Source organism: Streptomyces sp. CB01249 (genome assembly GCF_001905735.1).
GTDB lineage: Bacteria > Actinomycetota > Actinomycetes > Streptomycetales > Streptomycetaceae > Streptomyces.
The window spans coordinates 243954-259453 of record NZ_LISW01000005.1 but is presented as its reverse complement, the minus strand read 5'-3'; the positions used below and the strand labels follow the sequence as shown (position 1 = coordinate 259453).

14 protein-coding genes are annotated in these 15500 nt (G+C 73.1%); 11 read left to right on the top strand and 3 right to left on the bottom strand.

Annotated features, from left to right (window positions below; genetic code table 11):
* The first annotated feature begins 21 nt into the window (after positions 1-21).
* From AMK18_RS23845 to AMK18_RS23830, 4 genes are all read left to right on the top strand, one after another.
* Entirely contained in the window at positions 22-1086 is a 1065-nt protein-coding gene (locus AMK18_RS23845) for a quaternary amine ABC transporter ATP-binding protein (RefSeq protein WP_018103773.1), read from the top strand.
* Positions 1079-3712: an ABC transporter permease/substrate binding protein gene (locus AMK18_RS23840; protein ID WP_073864429.1), complete on the top strand. Its 2634-nt coding sequence runs from the start codon at positions 1079-1081 to the stop codon at positions 3710-3712. Before AMK18_RS23845 ends, AMK18_RS23840 begins: the two co-directional genes overlap by 8 nt.
* 173 nt (positions 3713-3885) lie before the next feature.
* Positions 3886-4431 carry a helix-turn-helix domain-containing protein gene (locus AMK18_RS23835; protein ID WP_018103775.1) on the top strand — a complete coding sequence of 182 codons (546 nt, stop codon included), beginning with the start codon at positions 3886-3888 and terminating at the stop codon, positions 4429-4431.
* An 8-nt stretch (positions 4432-4439) separates the two neighbouring features.
* On the top strand, positions 4440-5147 hold the full coding sequence (locus AMK18_RS23830; protein ID WP_073864428.1) for a helical backbone metal receptor: 708 nt from the start codon (positions 4440-4442) through the stop codon (positions 5145-5147).
* Here AMK18_RS23830 and AMK18_RS23825 read toward each other — a convergent pair.
* Positions 5086-6234 carry a TDT family transporter gene (locus tag AMK18_RS23825; RefSeq protein ID WP_073864427.1) on the bottom strand — a complete coding sequence of 383 codons (1149 nt, stop codon included), beginning with the start codon at positions 6232-6234 and terminating at the stop codon, positions 5086-5088. The genes AMK18_RS23830 and AMK18_RS23825 overlap by 62 nt on opposite strands.
* Positions 6235-6304: 70 nt before the next feature.
* Here AMK18_RS23825 and AMK18_RS23820 point away from each other — a divergent pair, with 70 nt between their 5' ends.
* The 3 genes from AMK18_RS23820 (at position 6305) to AMK18_RS23810 (ending at position 8784) form a co-directional block, all read left to right on the top strand.
* Positions 6305-7243 carry a LysR family transcriptional regulator gene (locus tag AMK18_RS23820; protein WP_018103778.1) on the top strand — a complete coding sequence of 313 codons (939 nt, stop codon included), beginning with the start codon at positions 6305-6307 and terminating at the stop codon, positions 7241-7243.
* Positions 7244-7327: 84 nt separating this feature from the next.
* Positions 7328-7828 carry a GNAT family N-acetyltransferase gene (locus AMK18_RS23815; RefSeq protein ID WP_073864426.1) on the top strand — a complete coding sequence of 167 codons (501 nt, stop codon included), beginning with the start codon at positions 7328-7330 and terminating at the stop codon, positions 7826-7828.
* A complete protein-coding gene (locus tag AMK18_RS23810) occupies positions 7825-8784 on the top strand; it encodes an aminoglycoside phosphotransferase family protein (RefSeq protein WP_073864425.1) in 960 nt (319 codons plus the stop codon). The genes AMK18_RS23815 and AMK18_RS23810 overlap by 4 nt, the downstream gene beginning before the upstream one ends.
* Here AMK18_RS23810 and AMK18_RS23805 read toward each other — a convergent pair.
* A complete protein-coding gene (locus tag AMK18_RS23805; RefSeq protein ID WP_073864424.1) occupies positions 8781-9464 on the bottom strand; it encodes a gamma-glutamyl-gamma-aminobutyrate hydrolase family protein in 684 nt (227 codons plus the stop codon). The two genes, AMK18_RS23810 and AMK18_RS23805, sit on opposite strands and share 4 nt — an antisense overlap.
* Before the next feature lie 110 nt (positions 9465-9574).
* On the opposite strand from AMK18_RS23805, the gene AMK18_RS23800 reads away from it, so the two are divergent.
* From AMK18_RS23800 to AMK18_RS23785, 4 genes are read left to right on the top strand one after another with little or no spacing between them, the layout of a single operon-like run.
* The gene (locus tag AMK18_RS23800) at positions 9575-10942 is read left to right on the top strand and encodes a glutamine synthetase family protein (RefSeq protein WP_073864423.1); all 1368 of its coding nucleotides are present in this window, start codon (positions 9575-9577) and stop codon (positions 10940-10942) included.
* Between the two features lie 39 nt (positions 10943-10981).
* On the top strand, positions 10982-12346 hold the full coding sequence (locus tag AMK18_RS23795; protein ID WP_073864422.1) for an aldehyde dehydrogenase family protein: 1365 nt from the start codon (positions 10982-10984) through the stop codon (positions 12344-12346).
* Between the two features lie 7 nt (positions 12347-12353).
* A complete protein-coding gene (locus AMK18_RS23790; protein WP_073864421.1) occupies positions 12354-13139 on the top strand; it encodes a 3-oxoacyl-ACP reductase in 786 nt (261 codons plus the stop codon).
* A gap of 22 nt (positions 13140-13161) precedes the next feature.
* A complete protein-coding gene (locus AMK18_RS23785; RefSeq protein ID WP_073864420.1) occupies positions 13162-14124 on the top strand; it encodes a DUF2510 domain-containing protein in 963 nt (320 codons plus the stop codon).
* A 28-nt stretch (positions 14125-14152) separates the two neighbouring features.
* On the opposite strand, the gene AMK18_RS23780 is transcribed toward AMK18_RS23785, so the two are convergent.
* The gene (locus AMK18_RS23780) at positions 14153-15355 is read right to left on the bottom strand and encodes an amino acid deaminase/aldolase (RefSeq protein WP_073864419.1); all 1203 of its coding nucleotides are present in this window, start codon (positions 15353-15355) and stop codon (positions 14153-14155) included.
* Between the last annotated feature and the right edge of the window lie 145 nt (positions 15356-15500).

Below are 15500 nucleotides of genomic sequence, written 5' to 3'. Positions count from 1 at the left end.
GGCAGACGACCCGATCAAGCCGTGCAGAAGCTGCGGAGCGGCACCGGCCGCGACGCGCTGCGCGCCGACGGAACCACCGCAGCGGTGATCGACGCGTCGTTCACCGTCGAACCGGGCCAGATCTTCGTCGTGATGGGTCTGTCCGGCTCGGGCAAGTCCACCCTGCTGCGGATGCTCAACGGCCTGCTGGAGCCCACCTCCGGCCAGGTGCTCTTCGACGGCCAGGACCTGACCGCCCTGAGCCCCGCCGAGCTCCGCCGGGTCCGCTCCACCAAGATCAGCATGGTGTTCCAGCACTTCGCGCTCTTCCCCCACCGGAGCGTCCTGGAGAACGCCGCGTACGGCCTGGAGGTGCAGGGCGTCCCGCGCGCCGAGCGCAACCGCCGCGCCACCGAGGCCCTGGAGCTGACCGGCCTGGCCGGCTGGGAGAAGTCCTGGCCCGACGAGCTGTCCGGCGGCATGCAGCAGCGCGTGGGCCTCGCCCGCGCGCTCGCCACCGACGCCGACCTGCTCCTGATGGACGAGTCCTTCAGCGCGCTCGACCCGCTGATCCGCCGCGACATGCAGGACCAGCTCCTGGAGCTCCAGAAGCGGCTGAAGAAGACCATCGTCTTCATCACCCACGACCTCAACGAGGCCATGCGCCTCGGCGACCGGATAGCCGTGATGCGCGACGGCGAGATAGTCCAGCTCGGCACCGCCGAGGACATCCTCGTCACCCCGGCCAACGACTACGTCGCCTCCTTCACCCAGGACGTGGACCGTGCCCGGGTGCTGACCGCCGGCGCGATCATGGCCGAGACGGACACCGTCATCGGCACGCTCTGCGACAAGGGCACGGAGATCCGGAACACCGACGACGTGCTGGCGGCCACCCCGGCCACCGTCACCGAGGCCACGCCGATCATCGAGCTGTTCACACCCTGCTCGCAGAGCCGGGTCGCAGTCGCCGTGACCGACGACAAGGGCAAGCTCCTCGGCGTCGTGCCCCGCGAGCGGCTGCTCGCCGTGCTCGGCGAGCCGATGACCCCCGCCCAGGCTCCCCAGGACGCCGCGACCTCGCTGAAGAAGGTGGCCGGTGTTTAGGCTCCATCTCGGCGACTGGGTCGACTCCGCGGTCGACTGGCTCCAGAACCACCTCTCCTGGCTCTTCGACTTCATCAGCTCCGTCGTGAGCGGGATGTTCGACGGCATCGCCGCCGTGCTCTCCGCTCCCGCGCCCCTGCTCTTCGCGGGCATCGTCGCCGTCATCGCCTGGTGGCTGCGCGGTCTGCTCGCCGGTGTCCTCGCCTTCGTCGGCTTCGCCCTCATCGACTCGGTCGAGCTGTGGGACGAGGCGATGGACACGCTCACGCTGGTGCTCGTCGCGACGATCGTGACGCTGGTCCTGGCCGTGCCGCTCGGCATCTGGGCCTCCCGCTCCAAGACGGTGAGCGCGGTGACCCGGCCGGTCCTGGACTTCATGCAGACCATGCCCGCCATGGTCTACCTGATCCCCGGCGTGATCTTCTTCGGCGTCGGTGTCGTTCCCGGCATCATCGCCACCATCATCTTCGCGCTGCCCCCGGGCGTCCGGATGACCGAACTCGGCATCCGTCAGGTCGACGGCGAGCTCGTCGAGGCGGCCGAGGCCTTCGGCACCACCTCCCGCAACACCCTGCTGCGGGTCCAGCTGCCGCTGGCGCTGCCCACGATCATGGCGGGCATCAACCAGGTCATCATGCTGGGCCTGTCCATGGTGGTCATCGCCGGCATGGTCGGCGGCGGCGGCCTCGGCGGCTCCGTCTACCGCGCCATCGGCAACGTCGACGTCGGCCTGGGCTTCGAGGCCGGTGTCTCCATCGTCATCCTGGCCATGTACCTGGACCGGATGACCAGCGCCCTGGGCCGCGAGGTCTCCCCGCTCGCCCGCCGCGCGGTCGCCAAGGCGCAGTCGATGGCCGGCGGCCTGAAGATCTGGCACCACCGCCCGCAGCCCGTCGTCGCCGTCGCGGGCGTCGTCGCCCTGGCGCTCGTCGCCGGCGGCATGGGGATCTTCGGCTCCTCGGACGACGACACCGCCACGGCCTCCGACACCACGAAGATCGGTGCCGGCAAGAAGATCAGCATGGGTTACATCCCGTGGGACGAGGGCATCGCCTCCACCTTCCTGTGGAAGGAGCTGCTGGAGCAGCGCGGCTTCGAGGTCGACGTCAAGCAGTACGAGGCCGGCGCGCTGTACACCGGCATGGCGAGCGGCCAGATCGACTTCGAGACCGACTCCTGGCTGCCGGTCACCCACGCCTCGTACTGGAAGAAGTACAAGGACCGCCTGGAGGACATGGGCTCCTGGTACGGCCCCACCTCGCTGGAGCTGGCCGTCCCCAGCTACGTCAAGGACGTGAAGTCCCTGACCGACCTCAAGGGCAAGGCCTCGCAGTTCAAGGGCCGGGTCGTCGGCATCGAGCCCAGCGCCGGTGAGATGGGCCTGCTCAAGGACAAGATCCTGCCGGGCTACGGCCTGGACAAGGAGTACAAGGTCGTCGACGGCTCCACGCCGTCCATGCTGGCCGAGCTGAAGCGCGCGTACGCCAAGAAGGAACCGATCGTCGTCCCGCTGTGGTCGCCGCACTGGGCGTACAACCAGTTCGAGCTGACCAAGCTCAAGGACCCCAAGAACCTTTGGGGCAAGGGCGACGGCATCCACACCCTGACCCGCAAGGGCTTCACCGGGGACAACCCCGAGGTCGCCCAGTGGCTCAAGGACTTCAAGATGAGCGAGGACCAGCTCACCAGCCTTGAGGCCCAGATCCAGAAGAGCGGCTCCGGCAAGGAGCAGGAGGCCGTCCGCACCTGGCTGAAGGCCAACCCGGACGTCGCCGACAAGTGGACCCCGGTGAAGAAGTCCGCCCCGGCCAAGGGCGCGAACGGCAAGGACGAGCGCGACCGTCCGGTCGAGATGGCCTGGTTCCCCTGGGAGGAGGACATCGCCGCCACGTACCTGTGGAAGGCCGTCCTGGAGGAGCGCGGCTACAAGATCAACCTCAAGCAGTTCGAGGTCGGTCCGATGTACACCGCGATGTCGCGGGGCCAGATCGACGTGCAGTTCGACGGCTGGCTCCCGTTCACCCAGAAGAACTACTGGTCCAAGTACGGCTCCAAGCTGACGGACGTCGGCTCCTGGTACGGCCCGACCTCCATCGAGGTCGCGGTGCCCGACTACGTCAAGGACGTGAAGTCCCTGGCCGACCTCAAGGGCAAGAGCTCGAAGTTCAAGGGCCGGATCGTCGGCATCGAGCCCGGCACCGCCACGATGGAGAACCTGAAGAAGAACGTGCTCCCGGCCTACGGCCTGGACGACGAGTACAAGGTGGTCGACTCCTCGACCCCCGGCATGCTCGCCGAGCTGAAGCGCGCGTACGCCAAGAAGGAGCCCATCGCCGTCCTGCTGTGGACCCCGCACTGGGCGTACAGCGAGTACGGGATGACCAAGCTCCAGGACCCGAAGAAGGCGTTCGGTGAGGGCGACCGGCTGCACACCATCGCCTCCAAGGAGTTCCCGGAGAACTACCCGCAGCTGACGAAGTGGTTCAAGGACTTCAAGCTGAGCGAGAAGCAGCTCGCCGGCCTGGAGAACCAGATCCAGAAGCTCGGTACAGGGCACGAAGAGGAAGCCGTGAAGGCCTGGATGGAGAAGAACCCGGGCATCGCGGACAAGATGGCCCCCCAGTAGGAGCCGTCACCGGCCCCGACCAGGGCCGCAGCCCGTGAAGGGGTGGGTCGCGCCGACGGCGCGACCCACCCCTTCCGGCGTTCCGGAGTGCTCACTTTCCGGTCCGTCCTGGCCTAACGGTGTGCGCGAAGGCCCCACAACCGGAAGGATGGCGTTTCGGGAGGGAGCCGGACATGGACGAGAAGGAAACACTCCGGGTGGGCGCTGCCGTCCGCCGACAGCGCAGATCCCTGGGACTCACCCTGGCCGCGGTCGCCTCGCGCAGCGGCCTTTCCGTGCCGTTCCTCAGCCAGATCGAGAACGAGCGCGCCAGACCCAGCGCCCGGTCGCTCGACCGGGTCGCCGAGGCGCTGGAGACCACCACGGCCCGGCTGCGCGCCGCCGCGGACTCCGCACGCGCGGTCGACGTCGTGCGCGCCGCCCAGGAGGACGGGGTGCACCGGGTGGTCCGCGGACGCCACCAGCTCAGCGCCCTGGAATTCACCGGGGAACTCGACCTCGGGCGGGAGTTCCAGCACCGCAACGACGAGCTCCTGTACGTCGCCGAGGGCGCCGCCGAAGTGGAGGCGGAGGGGCGGGCCTACCGGCTGGTCCAGGGCGACACGCTCTTCCTGTCCGGCGGGGTCCGGCACCGCTGGCGGGCCACCCTCCCCGGCACCCGGCTGCTGTGCGTCGCGGTCGCCGAACACATCGACGCCACGTCCGACCCCAGGCGCTGAGGGCAGGCGTGCGCGTCGTCTCGCTGGTCCCCTCCCTCACCGAGGCCGTCGCCGGGACGGCCCCCGGGCTGCTCGTCGGCGTCACCGACTGGTGCACCCACCCGGCCGGACTCGCCGCCGCCCGCGTCGGCGGCACCAAGAACCCCGACGTGGACGCGATCCTGGCCCTGCGCCCCGACCTGGTGGTGGCCAACGAGGAGGAGAACCGGGCCCCCGACCTGGCCGCCCTGCGGGACGCCGGCGCGGACGTCCTCGTCACCACTGTCCGCACCCTGGACGACGCCTTCGGCGAGCTGGACCGGCTGCTGACCGGCGCCTGCGGGCTGCCCCGTCCGCGCTGGCTGGACGAGGCCGAGGCCGCCTGGGCGACCCTCCCGCCGCCCGGCCCGCCGCGCCGCGCGATCGTCCCGGTGTGGCGCAGGCCGTGGATGGTGCTGGGCCGCGACACCTTCGCCGGTGACCTGCTGGCCCGGCTCGGCGTGGCCAACGTGTACGCGGACCACGCCGAGCGCTATCCGCGCGTCCCGCTCGACGAGCTCAACGCGGCCGGTGCCGAGCTGGTGGTCCTGCCCGACGAGCCCTACCGCTTCACCCGGAACGACGGGCCGGAGGCCTTCCCCGGGCTGCCCGCCGCCCTGGTCGACGGGCGGTACCTCACCTGGTACGGGCCGTCGCTGGTACGGGCCCCCGCGGCGCTGCGAGCAGCACTCCGCTGAGCAGCCCGCGCACCGTGCGTACGCCCGCCACCGCCCACGCCGAGACCAGCAGCACGTACAGCGCGACGGCCAGCCAGCTGAACGCGGTCAGTCCGGTGTGCCGGGCCAGGCCCGCCGCGCCCGTCACACAGGTGCCGACGGGGAACGTGAAGCCCCACCAGGTCATCGAGAACGTCATCCCGCCCCGTACCGCCCGCACCACCAGCGCCACGGCCAGGGCCAGCCACATCAGGGCGAAGCCCATCACCGGCACCCCGTACAGCACCGCGAACGCCCGCAGCGCCGAGGCGTACGGGCTTCCGATCGCACCCGGCGCCACATCGGCCAGCGCGTTGACCGCGGTGGTCGACTGGCCCAGCGGGCCGAGCACCAGGAACAGGGTGGGCGTCAGGGCGAGCGGCAGCGGGCCCCCGTGCACCAGCCGTCCGAAGACCAGCGGGAGCATGACCAGCGTCGCCAGCAGGCTGAGCCCGAACATCGCGTAGCAGCCGAGGAGCAGCGCCTCGCGCCCCTGGCCCGGGGGCAGCTCCGCCACGAGCAGCGGGCCGAGCGCGGCCGACACCATCGGCGCCACCACCGGCAGCAGCCACACCGGGGACGCGGTGCCCGGCTCCGGCCGGTGGCGCACGATCATGAGGTACGGGACCGCCACGGCCGCCACCAGACCGGTCACCGTGCCCGCCGTGTACAGCACCACGTCCAGCGCGAGCGCCGCCGGGTGCCCGATGAGGTCCTTGCCCACGGTCAGGCCGGAGCCCCCGACGGCCAGCAGCGCCATCGACAGGCAGCCGTAGAACGGCGCGACGGCCTGGTCCGCGAGATGGGCGCGCGCCTGGTCGGGGTGGGCCGCCCAGTGCCCGGCGCGGGCGGCCAGCACGGCGGCGAGCAGCAGCGCCGAGAACAGCCAGACCACCGTGCACGCGCCGCGCAGCCCCGGCACGTGCACCGGCAGCGCCGCGCCCGCGCTCGCGACGATCGCGGTGCCCATCACCGTGGCGTACCAGTTGGGCCCGAAGTGCCGCAGCGCGGGCCGCCGGAGGGTACCGGCGTACGGGGGAGAGGTGCGGGTCCGCAGATGGATGGCCATGCCACGATCCTCTGCGGCGCGGCAGAACCCCACCAGGGATCACCGCTCTATGAGGTCATAAGGTGGACTTATGTCCAGCGAACCGCCCGCCCCCCTGTCCCACCGGGTGCCCGACCTGGGCGCACTGGAACTGCTCCTCGCCGTCGCCCGGCACGGCAGCCTCGGCCGGGCCGCCCGGGACGTCGGCATCACCCAGCCCGCCGCCAGCAGCCGGGTCCGCTCGATGGAACGGCAGCTCGGCCTCGCCCTCCTCGACCGCTCGCCCCGGGGCTCCCGGCTCACCGACGCGGGCGCCCTGGTCACCGACTGGGCGCGCCGGGTCGTGGAGGCCGCCGAGGCGTTCGACGCGGGCGCCCAGGCGCTGCGCGACCGCCGCGACTCCCGGCTGCGGGTCGCCGCCTCCATGACCATCGCCGAATACCTGCTCCCCGGCTGGCTCATCGCCCTGCGCGCCGAACGCCCCGGCACCGCCGTCTCGCTGCTCGCCGGGAACTCCGCGGTGGTCGCCGAGCGGCTGCTGAGCGGCGAGGCGGACCTGGGCTTCGTGGAGGGGCTGTCCGTCCCGGCCGGGCTCGACGGCACGGTCATCGCCCACGACCGCCTCGTCGTCGTGGTCGCACCCGCCCACCCGTGGGCCCGCCGCCGCACCCCGCTGACCCCGGGCGAACTTGCCGCGACCCCGCTGATCCTGCGCGAGCACGGCTCCGGCACCCGCCAGGTCCTGGACGCCGCGCTCGCCGTCCACGGCCCGCTGGCCCCGCCGCTCCTGGAGCTCTCCTCGACCACCGCGGTCAAGGGCGCGGCGGAGAGCGGCGCCGGCCCCTGCGTCCTGAGCGAGCTCGCGCTCGGCGAGGAGCTGTCCGCCCGCCGCCTGGTGAAGGTCCCGATCGCCGGGGCCCGGCTGCGCCGCCAGCTGCGCGCGGTCTGGCCCTCGGGCCACCGCCCGACGGGCCCGGCCCGCGATCTGCTCTCGCTGACCCGGTCGGAACCCTCCGGGGGCACGGTCTAAGCGGAGCCCGTGGAAAACCGCGCGACGTGCCGGGCCGGGCACGACACCCTTGCGGGGCACGGCACTTCAGCGAAAGGACGAACCATGGGTACTTCGCCGCACCTCAGGCGGGCCGGCGCGGACGACGCCGCCGAACTCACCCGGCTGCGCCTGATCATGCTCGCCTCCCTCGGCGACGTTCCGGAGGCGGGCTGGACACGGGAGTGCGAGGCGGCCTTCCGCGAGCGGCTGACCACCGACCCGCAGTTCGTCGCCTATGTGATCGACGGTGGGGACCGCCTGCTGTCCAGCGCGGTGGGCCAGTACACGCGGTCGCTGCCCCGGCCCGGCCGCCCCTCGTACGTCGGACACATCGCGTCGGTCGCCACCGATCCCGCCCACCGGCGGCAGGGCCACGCCCGCCGGGCCTTCGAGGCCGTCCACGACCACCTCGTGGCGGCCGGGTGCTTCCGCATCAACCTGACCACCACCCCCGAGGGTGAGGGCCTCTACCGGGCGCTGGGCTACGCGGACCCCGGCGGCCCCACGCCCCTGAGCTGGTTCGCCGCCCCCACGCCCGGCACCACGGGGAAGACGGACCGATGACCTCCACCGCACCGCCCGCGCAGGGCGTCCGCCACCCCTGGTCCGGACTGCCCGCCACCGTACGGGCGGCCGTCGAGGACATCCTCGGCGCGCCGGTCACCGAGGCCCGCACCCAGAACGGCGGCTTCTCGCCCGGCGTCGCCGCCCGGGTCCGCCTCGCGAACGGCGGCCGGGCCTTCGTCAAGGCGGTGAGCGCCGAGGTGAACCCGGACAGCCCCGACATGCACCGCGCCGAGATCCGGCACACCGCGTTGCTCCCGGCACACGCCCCCGTACCCCGGCTGCTCGGCTCGTACGACGACGGCACCTGCGTCGCCCTCGTGCTGGAGGACATCGACGGCCGCCAGCCGCGAGTGCCCTGGGACCGGGCCGAACTGGACCGGGTCCTGGCGGCGGTGGGGGACCTCTCCCGGGCCCTCACCCCGGCCCCGGCCGACGTGGCCGCGGCCGACTGGGGCAAGTCCACGATGTTCGACGGCTGGCGCACCCTGCACGCCGCCGGCGGCGACGCCCGCCTCCACCCCTGGGCCGCCGGCCACCTCGCCCTCCTCGCGGAGCTGGAATCCGGCTGGGCCGAGGCCGTCGCCGGGGACACCCTCGCCCACAGCGACCTGCGCGCCGACAACATCCTGCTCACCGGAGACCGGACCGTCTTCGTGGACTGGCCGCACGCGGTGCGCGCCGCGCCCTGGTTCGACCTGCTGGTGATGCTCCCGTGCGTGGCCGCGCAGGGCTACGCCTCCGGAACGGACCGCCCCGACCCCGAGGCCCTGTTCACCGCCCACCCGCTCGGCCGGGACGCGGACCCCGCCGCCGTCACCGCCGTACTCGCCGCCGTCGCCGGGTACTTCGCGGAGCACGCGCTGCGCCCCGACCCGCCCGGCCTGCCGACGCTCCGGGCCTTCCAGGCGGCCCAGGGCGCCGCCGCCCTGACCTGGCTCCAGCAGCGGTTCTAAGCGCCCGCCGCCTCCACCAGCCCCCGCACCACGCGGAAGTCCTCGCCCATCTCCGGATGCCACTGGACCCCCAGGACCCAGTGGTCGCCGGGGAGTTCGACCGCCTCCACGGTGCCGTCCGCCGCGTGCGCCGACGCCACCAGGCCGGTGCCGATCCGGTCCACGGCCTGGTGGTGGTACGTGGGCACGGCGCACACCTCCGGCGCCAGCGACGCGTAGCGGGTGCCCGGGACCGGCGTCACCGGGTGCGAACCGAACACGCCCACCGGCCCGCCGTGGCCGTCCAGATGCTGGGTCAGGGTGCCCCCGCACACCACGTTCAGCAGCTGCATCCCCCGGCACACCCCCAGCAACGGCGTCCCCGACTCCAGCGCCGCGCCGATCAGCGCCGCCTCCCAGGAGTCCCGCTCCGGCGCCGGGGGCCCGGTACGCGGATCGCGCCCGGCCCCGTACCGCGCCGGGTCCACGTCGGGGCCGCCCGCCACCACCACCGCGTCCAGCCGGGCCACGGTCTCCGCCGCGACTCCGGGCGCGTCCGGCGGCAGCAGCACGGCCAGGCCGCCCGCCTCCCGCACCATCCGTGCGTACCCGGCGGGCAGCAGCGCCGCCGGCAGATCCCATACGCCCCAGCGCGCCGAAGCCACCAGGTACGTGCTGATCCCGACCAGCGGACGGTTCACCGGTGCCCTCCCTCGTACGGCGCGCGGAACACCCCGGCACCGTACCCACAACACCCGCCCTGCCCATAGATTTGTACCCGCCTGCCGGCCCGCGAGGAGAGGACCCGTCCGTGTCCGACCGCACCGCCCCGCTCGCCCTCGGAGACCTGCGCCGCCTCGTGCACGGCGGGGAGATCGACACCGTCGTCCTGGCCTTCCCCGACATGCAGGGGCGCCTCCAGGGCAAACGCTTCGCCGCCCCCTTCTTCCTCGACGAGGTCGTCCGCCACGGCACCGAGGGCTGCGCCTATCTCCTCGCCGTGGACACCGACATGAACACCGTCGACGGCTACGCCATGTCCTCCTGGGACAACGGCTACGGCGACTTCGCCCTCCGCCCCGACCTCGACACGCTGCGCCGGGTGCCGTGGCACGAGGGCACCGCGCTGGTCCTCGCCGACCTCGCCTGGGCCGACGGCGCACCCGTCACCGCCGCGCCCCGGCAGATCCTGCGCCGCCAGCTCGCACGCCTCGCCGAACACGGCTACACGGCCCACGTCGGCACCGAGCTGGAGTTCATCGTCTTCAAGGACACCTACGAACAGGCGTGGGACCGGGGCTACCGCGACCTGACCCCCGTCAACCAGTACAACGTCGACTACTCCGTCCTCGGGACCGGCCGCGTCGAGCCCCTGCTGCGCCGCATCCGCAACGAGATGGCGGGCGCGGGCCTCGCCGTCGAGTCCGCCAAGGGCGAGTGCAACCCCGGCCAGCACGAGATCGTGTTCCGCTACGACGAGGCCCTGGTCACCTGCGACCAGCACGCCGTCTACAAGACCGGCGCCAAGGAGATCGCCGCCCAGGAGGGCATGGCGCTCACCTTCATGGCCAAGTTCAACGAACGCGAGGGCAACTCCTGCCACATCCACCTCTCGCTGCGCTCCACCACCGACCCCGGACGCTCCGTCATGGCCGGTGCGGACGGGGAGATGTCACCGGTGATGCGGCACTTCCTGGCCGGGCAGCTCGCCGCCCTGCGCGACCTCGCCCTCCTCTTCGCGCCGAACATCAACTCGTACAAGCGGCTGCGCCCCGGCTCCTTCGCCCCGACCGCCGTCGCCTGGGGCCACGACAACCGCACCTGTGCGCTGCGCGTCGTCGGCCACGGCGCCTCGCTGCGCTTCGAGAACCGGCTCCCCGGCGGTGACGTCAACCCGTATCTGGCCGTCGCCGGACTCGTCGCCGCAGGCCTGTACGGCATCGAGCACAAGCTCGAACTCCCCGAACCCTGCGAGGGCAACGCCTACACCGCCGCGTACGACCACGTCCCGGCCACCCTGCGCGAGGCCGCCGCGCTCTGGGAGGAGAGCGGGATCGCCCGCGAGGCGTTCGGCGAGGACGTCGTCGCGCACTACCGCACCATGGCCCGCGTCGAACTCGACGCCTTCGACGCGGCCGTGACCGACTGGGAACTGCGCCGCTCCTTCGAACGCCTGTGACCACGACGCCCGCGAGGCCACGACCGCTGTGAGGACCACGTGATCCACGAGCACCACGTCCTGAACCCGGCGACCGAAGAGGTCGTCGCCACCGTCCCCGCCACCCCGGCCCCGGCCGTCCACACCGCCGTCGTCCGCGCCACCGCCGCCCAGCGCACCTGGGCCGCGCTCGCTCCCGCCGACCGGGCCCGGCTGCTGCGCCGGTTCGCCGCAGCCGTCGACGCCCGCACCGAGGAACTGGCCCGGCTGGAGGTCCGGGAGGCCGGCCACACCCTCGGCAACGCCCGCTGGGAGGCCGGCAACGTCCGCGACCTGCTCGACTACGCGGCCGGGGGAGTGGAACGCCTCAACGGCCGGCAGATCCCCGTCCCCGGCGGCATCGACCTCACGATCCTCGAACCCCTGGGCGTCGTCGGCGTCATCGCCCCCTGGAACTTCCCGATGCCCATCGCCGCCTGGGGCACCGCCCCCGCCCTCGCCGCCGGCAACGCGGTGATCCTGAAACCCGCCGAGACCACCCCGCTCACCGCGCTGCGCCTCGCGGAGATCGCCCTGGAGGCGGGCCTGCCCGAACACCTCTTCCAGGTCCTGCCCGGCGCGGGCGACGAGGCGGGCAACGCCCTGGTCGAACACCCGGACGTCGCCAAGATCGTGTTCACCGGCTCCACCCGCACCGGCAAGCGGATCATGGCCAAGTGCGCGGACCGCCTCAAGCGGGTCACCCTCGAACTCGGCGGCAAGAGCCCCAATATCGTCTTCGCCGACGCCGACATCGAGGCCGCCGCGGCCGCCGCCCCCGACTCCTTCCTGGACAACGCCGGCCAGGACTGCTGCGCCCGCACCCGCATCCTCGTCCAGCGCTCCGCGTACGACCGCTTCCTGGAACACCTCGCCCCGGCCGTCGCCGCGTACACCGTCGGCGACCCCGCCGACGAGAAGACCCGGATGGGCCCGCTCATCTCCCGTACCCAGCTCGAACGCGTACGCGGTTACGTCCCCGAGGGCGCCACCGCGATCCGGGGGAGCGCGCCCGAGGGGCCCGGCTTCTGGTTCCCGCCGACCGTCCTCACCGGCGTCCCGGCGGACGCGCCCGTCGCCACCGAGGAGGTCTTCGGGCCCGTCGCCGTCGTGCTGCCCTTCGAGGACGAGGCGGACGCCGTCCGGCTCGCCAACGCCACCGACTACGGGCTCGCCGGCTCACTCTGGACCCGGGACGTGGGGCGCGCCCTGCGGGTGTCCCGGGCCGTACGGGCGGGCAACCTCTCCGTCAACTCGCACTCGGCGGTGCGCTACTGGACCCCGTTCGGCGGGTTCAAGCAGTCCGGCGTCGGGCGCGAGCTGGGGCCCGACGCCCTCACCGCCTTCACCGAGACCAAGAACGTCTTCCTGAGCACGGAGGCATGAAACGCCCATGACCACGGATGAGATCATCTGCCGCCGCCTCGTCGGCCGCACCGCCGTCATCACCGGCGCGGGCAGCGGCATCGGCCTGGCCACCGCCCACCGGCTCGCCTCCGAAGGGGCGCACGTCGTCTGCGGCGACATCGACGCGAAGGCCGGCGAGGCGGCGGCCGAAGCGGTCGGCGGCACCTTCGTACGCGTCGACGTGACCGACCCCGGACAGGTCGCCGAGCTGTTCCGCACCGCCGACGACACCTACGGTTCCGTCGACATCGCGTTCAACAACGCGGGCATCTCCCCGCCCGAGGACGACTCCATCCTCACCACGGAGCTGGAGGCGTGGAAACGCGTCCAGGACGTCAACCTCACCTCCGTCTACCTCTGCTGCAAGGCCGCCCTGCCCTACATGCGCCGCCAGGGCCGCGGCTCCATCATCAACACCGCCTCCTTCGTGGCCCGGATGGGCGCGGCCACCTCGCAGATCTCGTACACCGCGTCCAAGGGCGGGGTGCTGGCGATGACCCGCGAACTCGGCGTCCAGTTCGCCCGCGAGGGCATCCGCGTCAACGCGCTCTGCCCGGGACCGGTCAACACCCCGCTGCTCCAGGAGCTGTTCGCCAAGGACCCGGAGCGGGCGGCCCGGCGGCTGGTGCACATCCCGCTCGGCCGGTTCGCCGAGGCCACCGAGATCGCCGCCGCCGTCGCGTTCCTGGCGAGCGACGACGCCTCGTTCGTCAACGCCACCGACTTCCTGGTGGACGGCGGCATCTCGGGCGCCTACGTCACCCCCCTGTAGGCCTCTCTCCTAGAGTGGAGCGATGAGCTACCCGACGCCGCCCGGCTGGTACCCGGACACCGCAGCGCCCGGCACCGAGCGCTGGTGGGACGGGACGGCGTGGACCGCCCACACCCGGGCGCCCGCCGCGCCCGTCCCGGCGCCGATGCCGATGCAGTTCCAGGCCCCGGTCCATGCCCCGGTTCCGGCTCCGGCTTCGCAGGGCGGCGGCAGCGGCTGGGCCGTCGCGCTCGTGGTGGCCGGGGCGGTCGTCGTCGGCGCCGTCGTGACCGGGGCCGTGCTCCTCACCCGGAACGACGACCCGGGGACCCCGGTCGCCCACGCCTCGCAGTCGCCCACCCGGACCGGCAGCGACGGGGCGCCCGGCGACGACAACTCCTCGCCGGACGGCACCCCCGCGCACGAGGACGCGAACGTGCTCACCGACCAGCTCAACGGCATCACGCTGCCCATCCCGGACGGCTGGGAGCGGCCGGACCGGACCGCTGACGAGGCGCTCACGATGCGCACCAAGGACTCGTACGAGTGCCCCGGCGCGTCCTCCTCGTACTGCTACCACGGCACCGTCACCACCCGGACCCCCGGCGGCACCGACGCCACCACGCCCGAAGCCCTCGCCGAGGAGGACATCGCCGACGCCGCCGACCGCGCCTACGAGGAGGACATCGTCGGGCGGCGCATCCACGGCGGCATCACCGCGCACCGGCAGACCGCCGCGGGCGAGGTCACCGTCGCCGGCCGCACCGGCTACTTCATCCGCTGGAAGGTCACCACCGCCAAGGGCCCCGGCGGCTACGTGGAGTCGCTCGCCTTCCCGTCACCCGCCGGCAGCGAGTCGCCCGTCATCGTGCGGTTCGCCTTCGACGCCGGCCCCGACGGACCGTCACTGGCCCTCATGGACACCGTCACGAAGGGCATCCGCCCCATCGGTGCGAAGGCGACGGACGGCGGCGTCGGCAGCGCGGTCGAGCACCCGGGCGGCTGAGGAGACGTAGGGCTGAGGAAACGTACGGCTAGAGGAACGTAAGGCCTTCGCCCCGGTACGTCGGAACCGTCGCCGTCACCCGGTCGCCCTCGATCAGGTGCAGCGCGTCGAACCGCTCGCACAGCTCACCGGCCTTCGCGTGCCGGAACCACACCTTGTCACCGATCAGCAGATCGTCGGCCGGGGCGCCGAGCAGCGGGGTCTGCACCTCGCCGGGGCCCTCCTGCGGGTCGTAGCGCAGCCCCTCCGGGAGATACGGGACCGGCAGCCGGTCCGCCCCGGCCGCGCCCGACGCCGGATAGCCGCCCCCGAGCACCGTCACCACGCCCACGCCCGGCCGCCGCACCACGGGCTGCGCGAACAGGGCCGCCGGGCGGGCCGTGAACGAGGTGTAGTTGTCGAACAGGCGCGGCACGTACAGCCCGGAACCGGCGGCGATCTCCGTCACCGCGTCCTCCGCCGCCGTGTGCTGCACGCTGCCCGTGCCGCCGCCGTTCACGAACTCCAGGTCCGGCGCCACCGCCCGGACCGCCCGCACCACCTCGGCCCGCCGGGCCGCCAGCTCCTTGCGGGCCGTGGCCTGCATCAGCCGGATCGCCCGGGACCGCAGCGGACGCCCCGCCACCGAGTCCCCGACGCCCGCGATGTGCCCCTCGTACGCCATCAGCCCGACCAGCCGGAAACCGGGGCGCCGGACCACGGACCTGGCCAGGTCGGCCAGCTGGGCGGGGGAGCGCAGCGGCGAGCGCAGGGCCCCGATCCGGACCCGGCCGCCGAGCATCCGCAGCGAGGTGTCCAGCTCCAGGCACACCCGGATCTCCTGCGTGCCGCCCGCCCGCGCCGCGTCGATCAGGTCCAGCTGGGCGTGGTCGTCCACCATCACCGTCACGGCGGCGGCGAGCTTCGGATCGGCGGCCAGCTCCGCGTAGGCCGGGCGGTCGGCGGAGGGGTACGCCAGCAGCACGTCGTCGAAGCCGGCCCGGGCCAGCCACAGCGACTCCGCAAGCGTGAACGACATGATCCCGGCGAACCCGGGCCGGGCCAGCACCCGTTCCAGCAGGGCCCGGCAGCGCACCGACTTGCTCGCCACCCGGACCGGCTTGCCCGCCGCCCGGCGGACGAGATCGTCCGCGTTCGCGTCGAACGCCTCCAGATCCACGACGGCTACGGGAGCGTCGAGATGGGCGGTGGCCCGGTCGTAACGGGCCCGGTCAGTGGCTCGGGCAGTCATGGCCGCAGCTTGCCAGACGGTTCTACCGCTGGGTAGGGGGAAGATCCGTGCAGATCCGCCGGTGCGCGGACCACCCGCTCCCACCCGGGTCTCCGCAGCCCGTAGAGTGACGCCCACGCGGCGAACGGGGTCCCGCCCACGCGGG

Coding starts and splice junctions, on each gene's coding strand:
- AMK18_RS23835 (WP_018103775.1), top strand. CDS start 3,886: ATGGACGAGAAGGAAACACTCCGGGTGGGCGCTGCCGTCCGCCGACAG.
- AMK18_RS23825 (WP_073864427.1), bottom strand. CDS start 6,234: ATGGCCATCCATCTGCGGACCCGCACCTCTCCCCCGTACGCCGGTACC.
- AMK18_RS23820 (WP_018103778.1), top strand. CDS start 6,305: ATGTCCAGCGAACCGCCCGCCCCCCTGTCCCACCGGGTGCCCGACCTG.
- AMK18_RS23815 (WP_073864426.1), top strand. CDS start 7,328: ATGGGTACTTCGCCGCACCTCAGGCGGGCCGGCGCGGACGACGCCGCC.
- AMK18_RS23810 (WP_073864425.1), top strand. CDS start 7,825: ATGACCTCCACCGCACCGCCCGCGCAGGGCGTCCGCCACCCCTGGTCC.
- AMK18_RS23790 (WP_073864421.1), top strand. CDS start 12,354: ATGACCACGGATGAGATCATCTGCCGCCGCCTCGTCGGCCGCACCGCC.
- AMK18_RS23785 (WP_073864420.1), top strand. CDS start 13,162: ATGAGCTACCCGACGCCGCCCGGCTGGTACCCGGACACCGCAGCGCCC.
- AMK18_RS23780 (WP_073864419.1), bottom strand. CDS start 15,355: ATGACTGCCCGAGCCACTGACCGGGCCCGTTACGACCGGGCCACCGCC.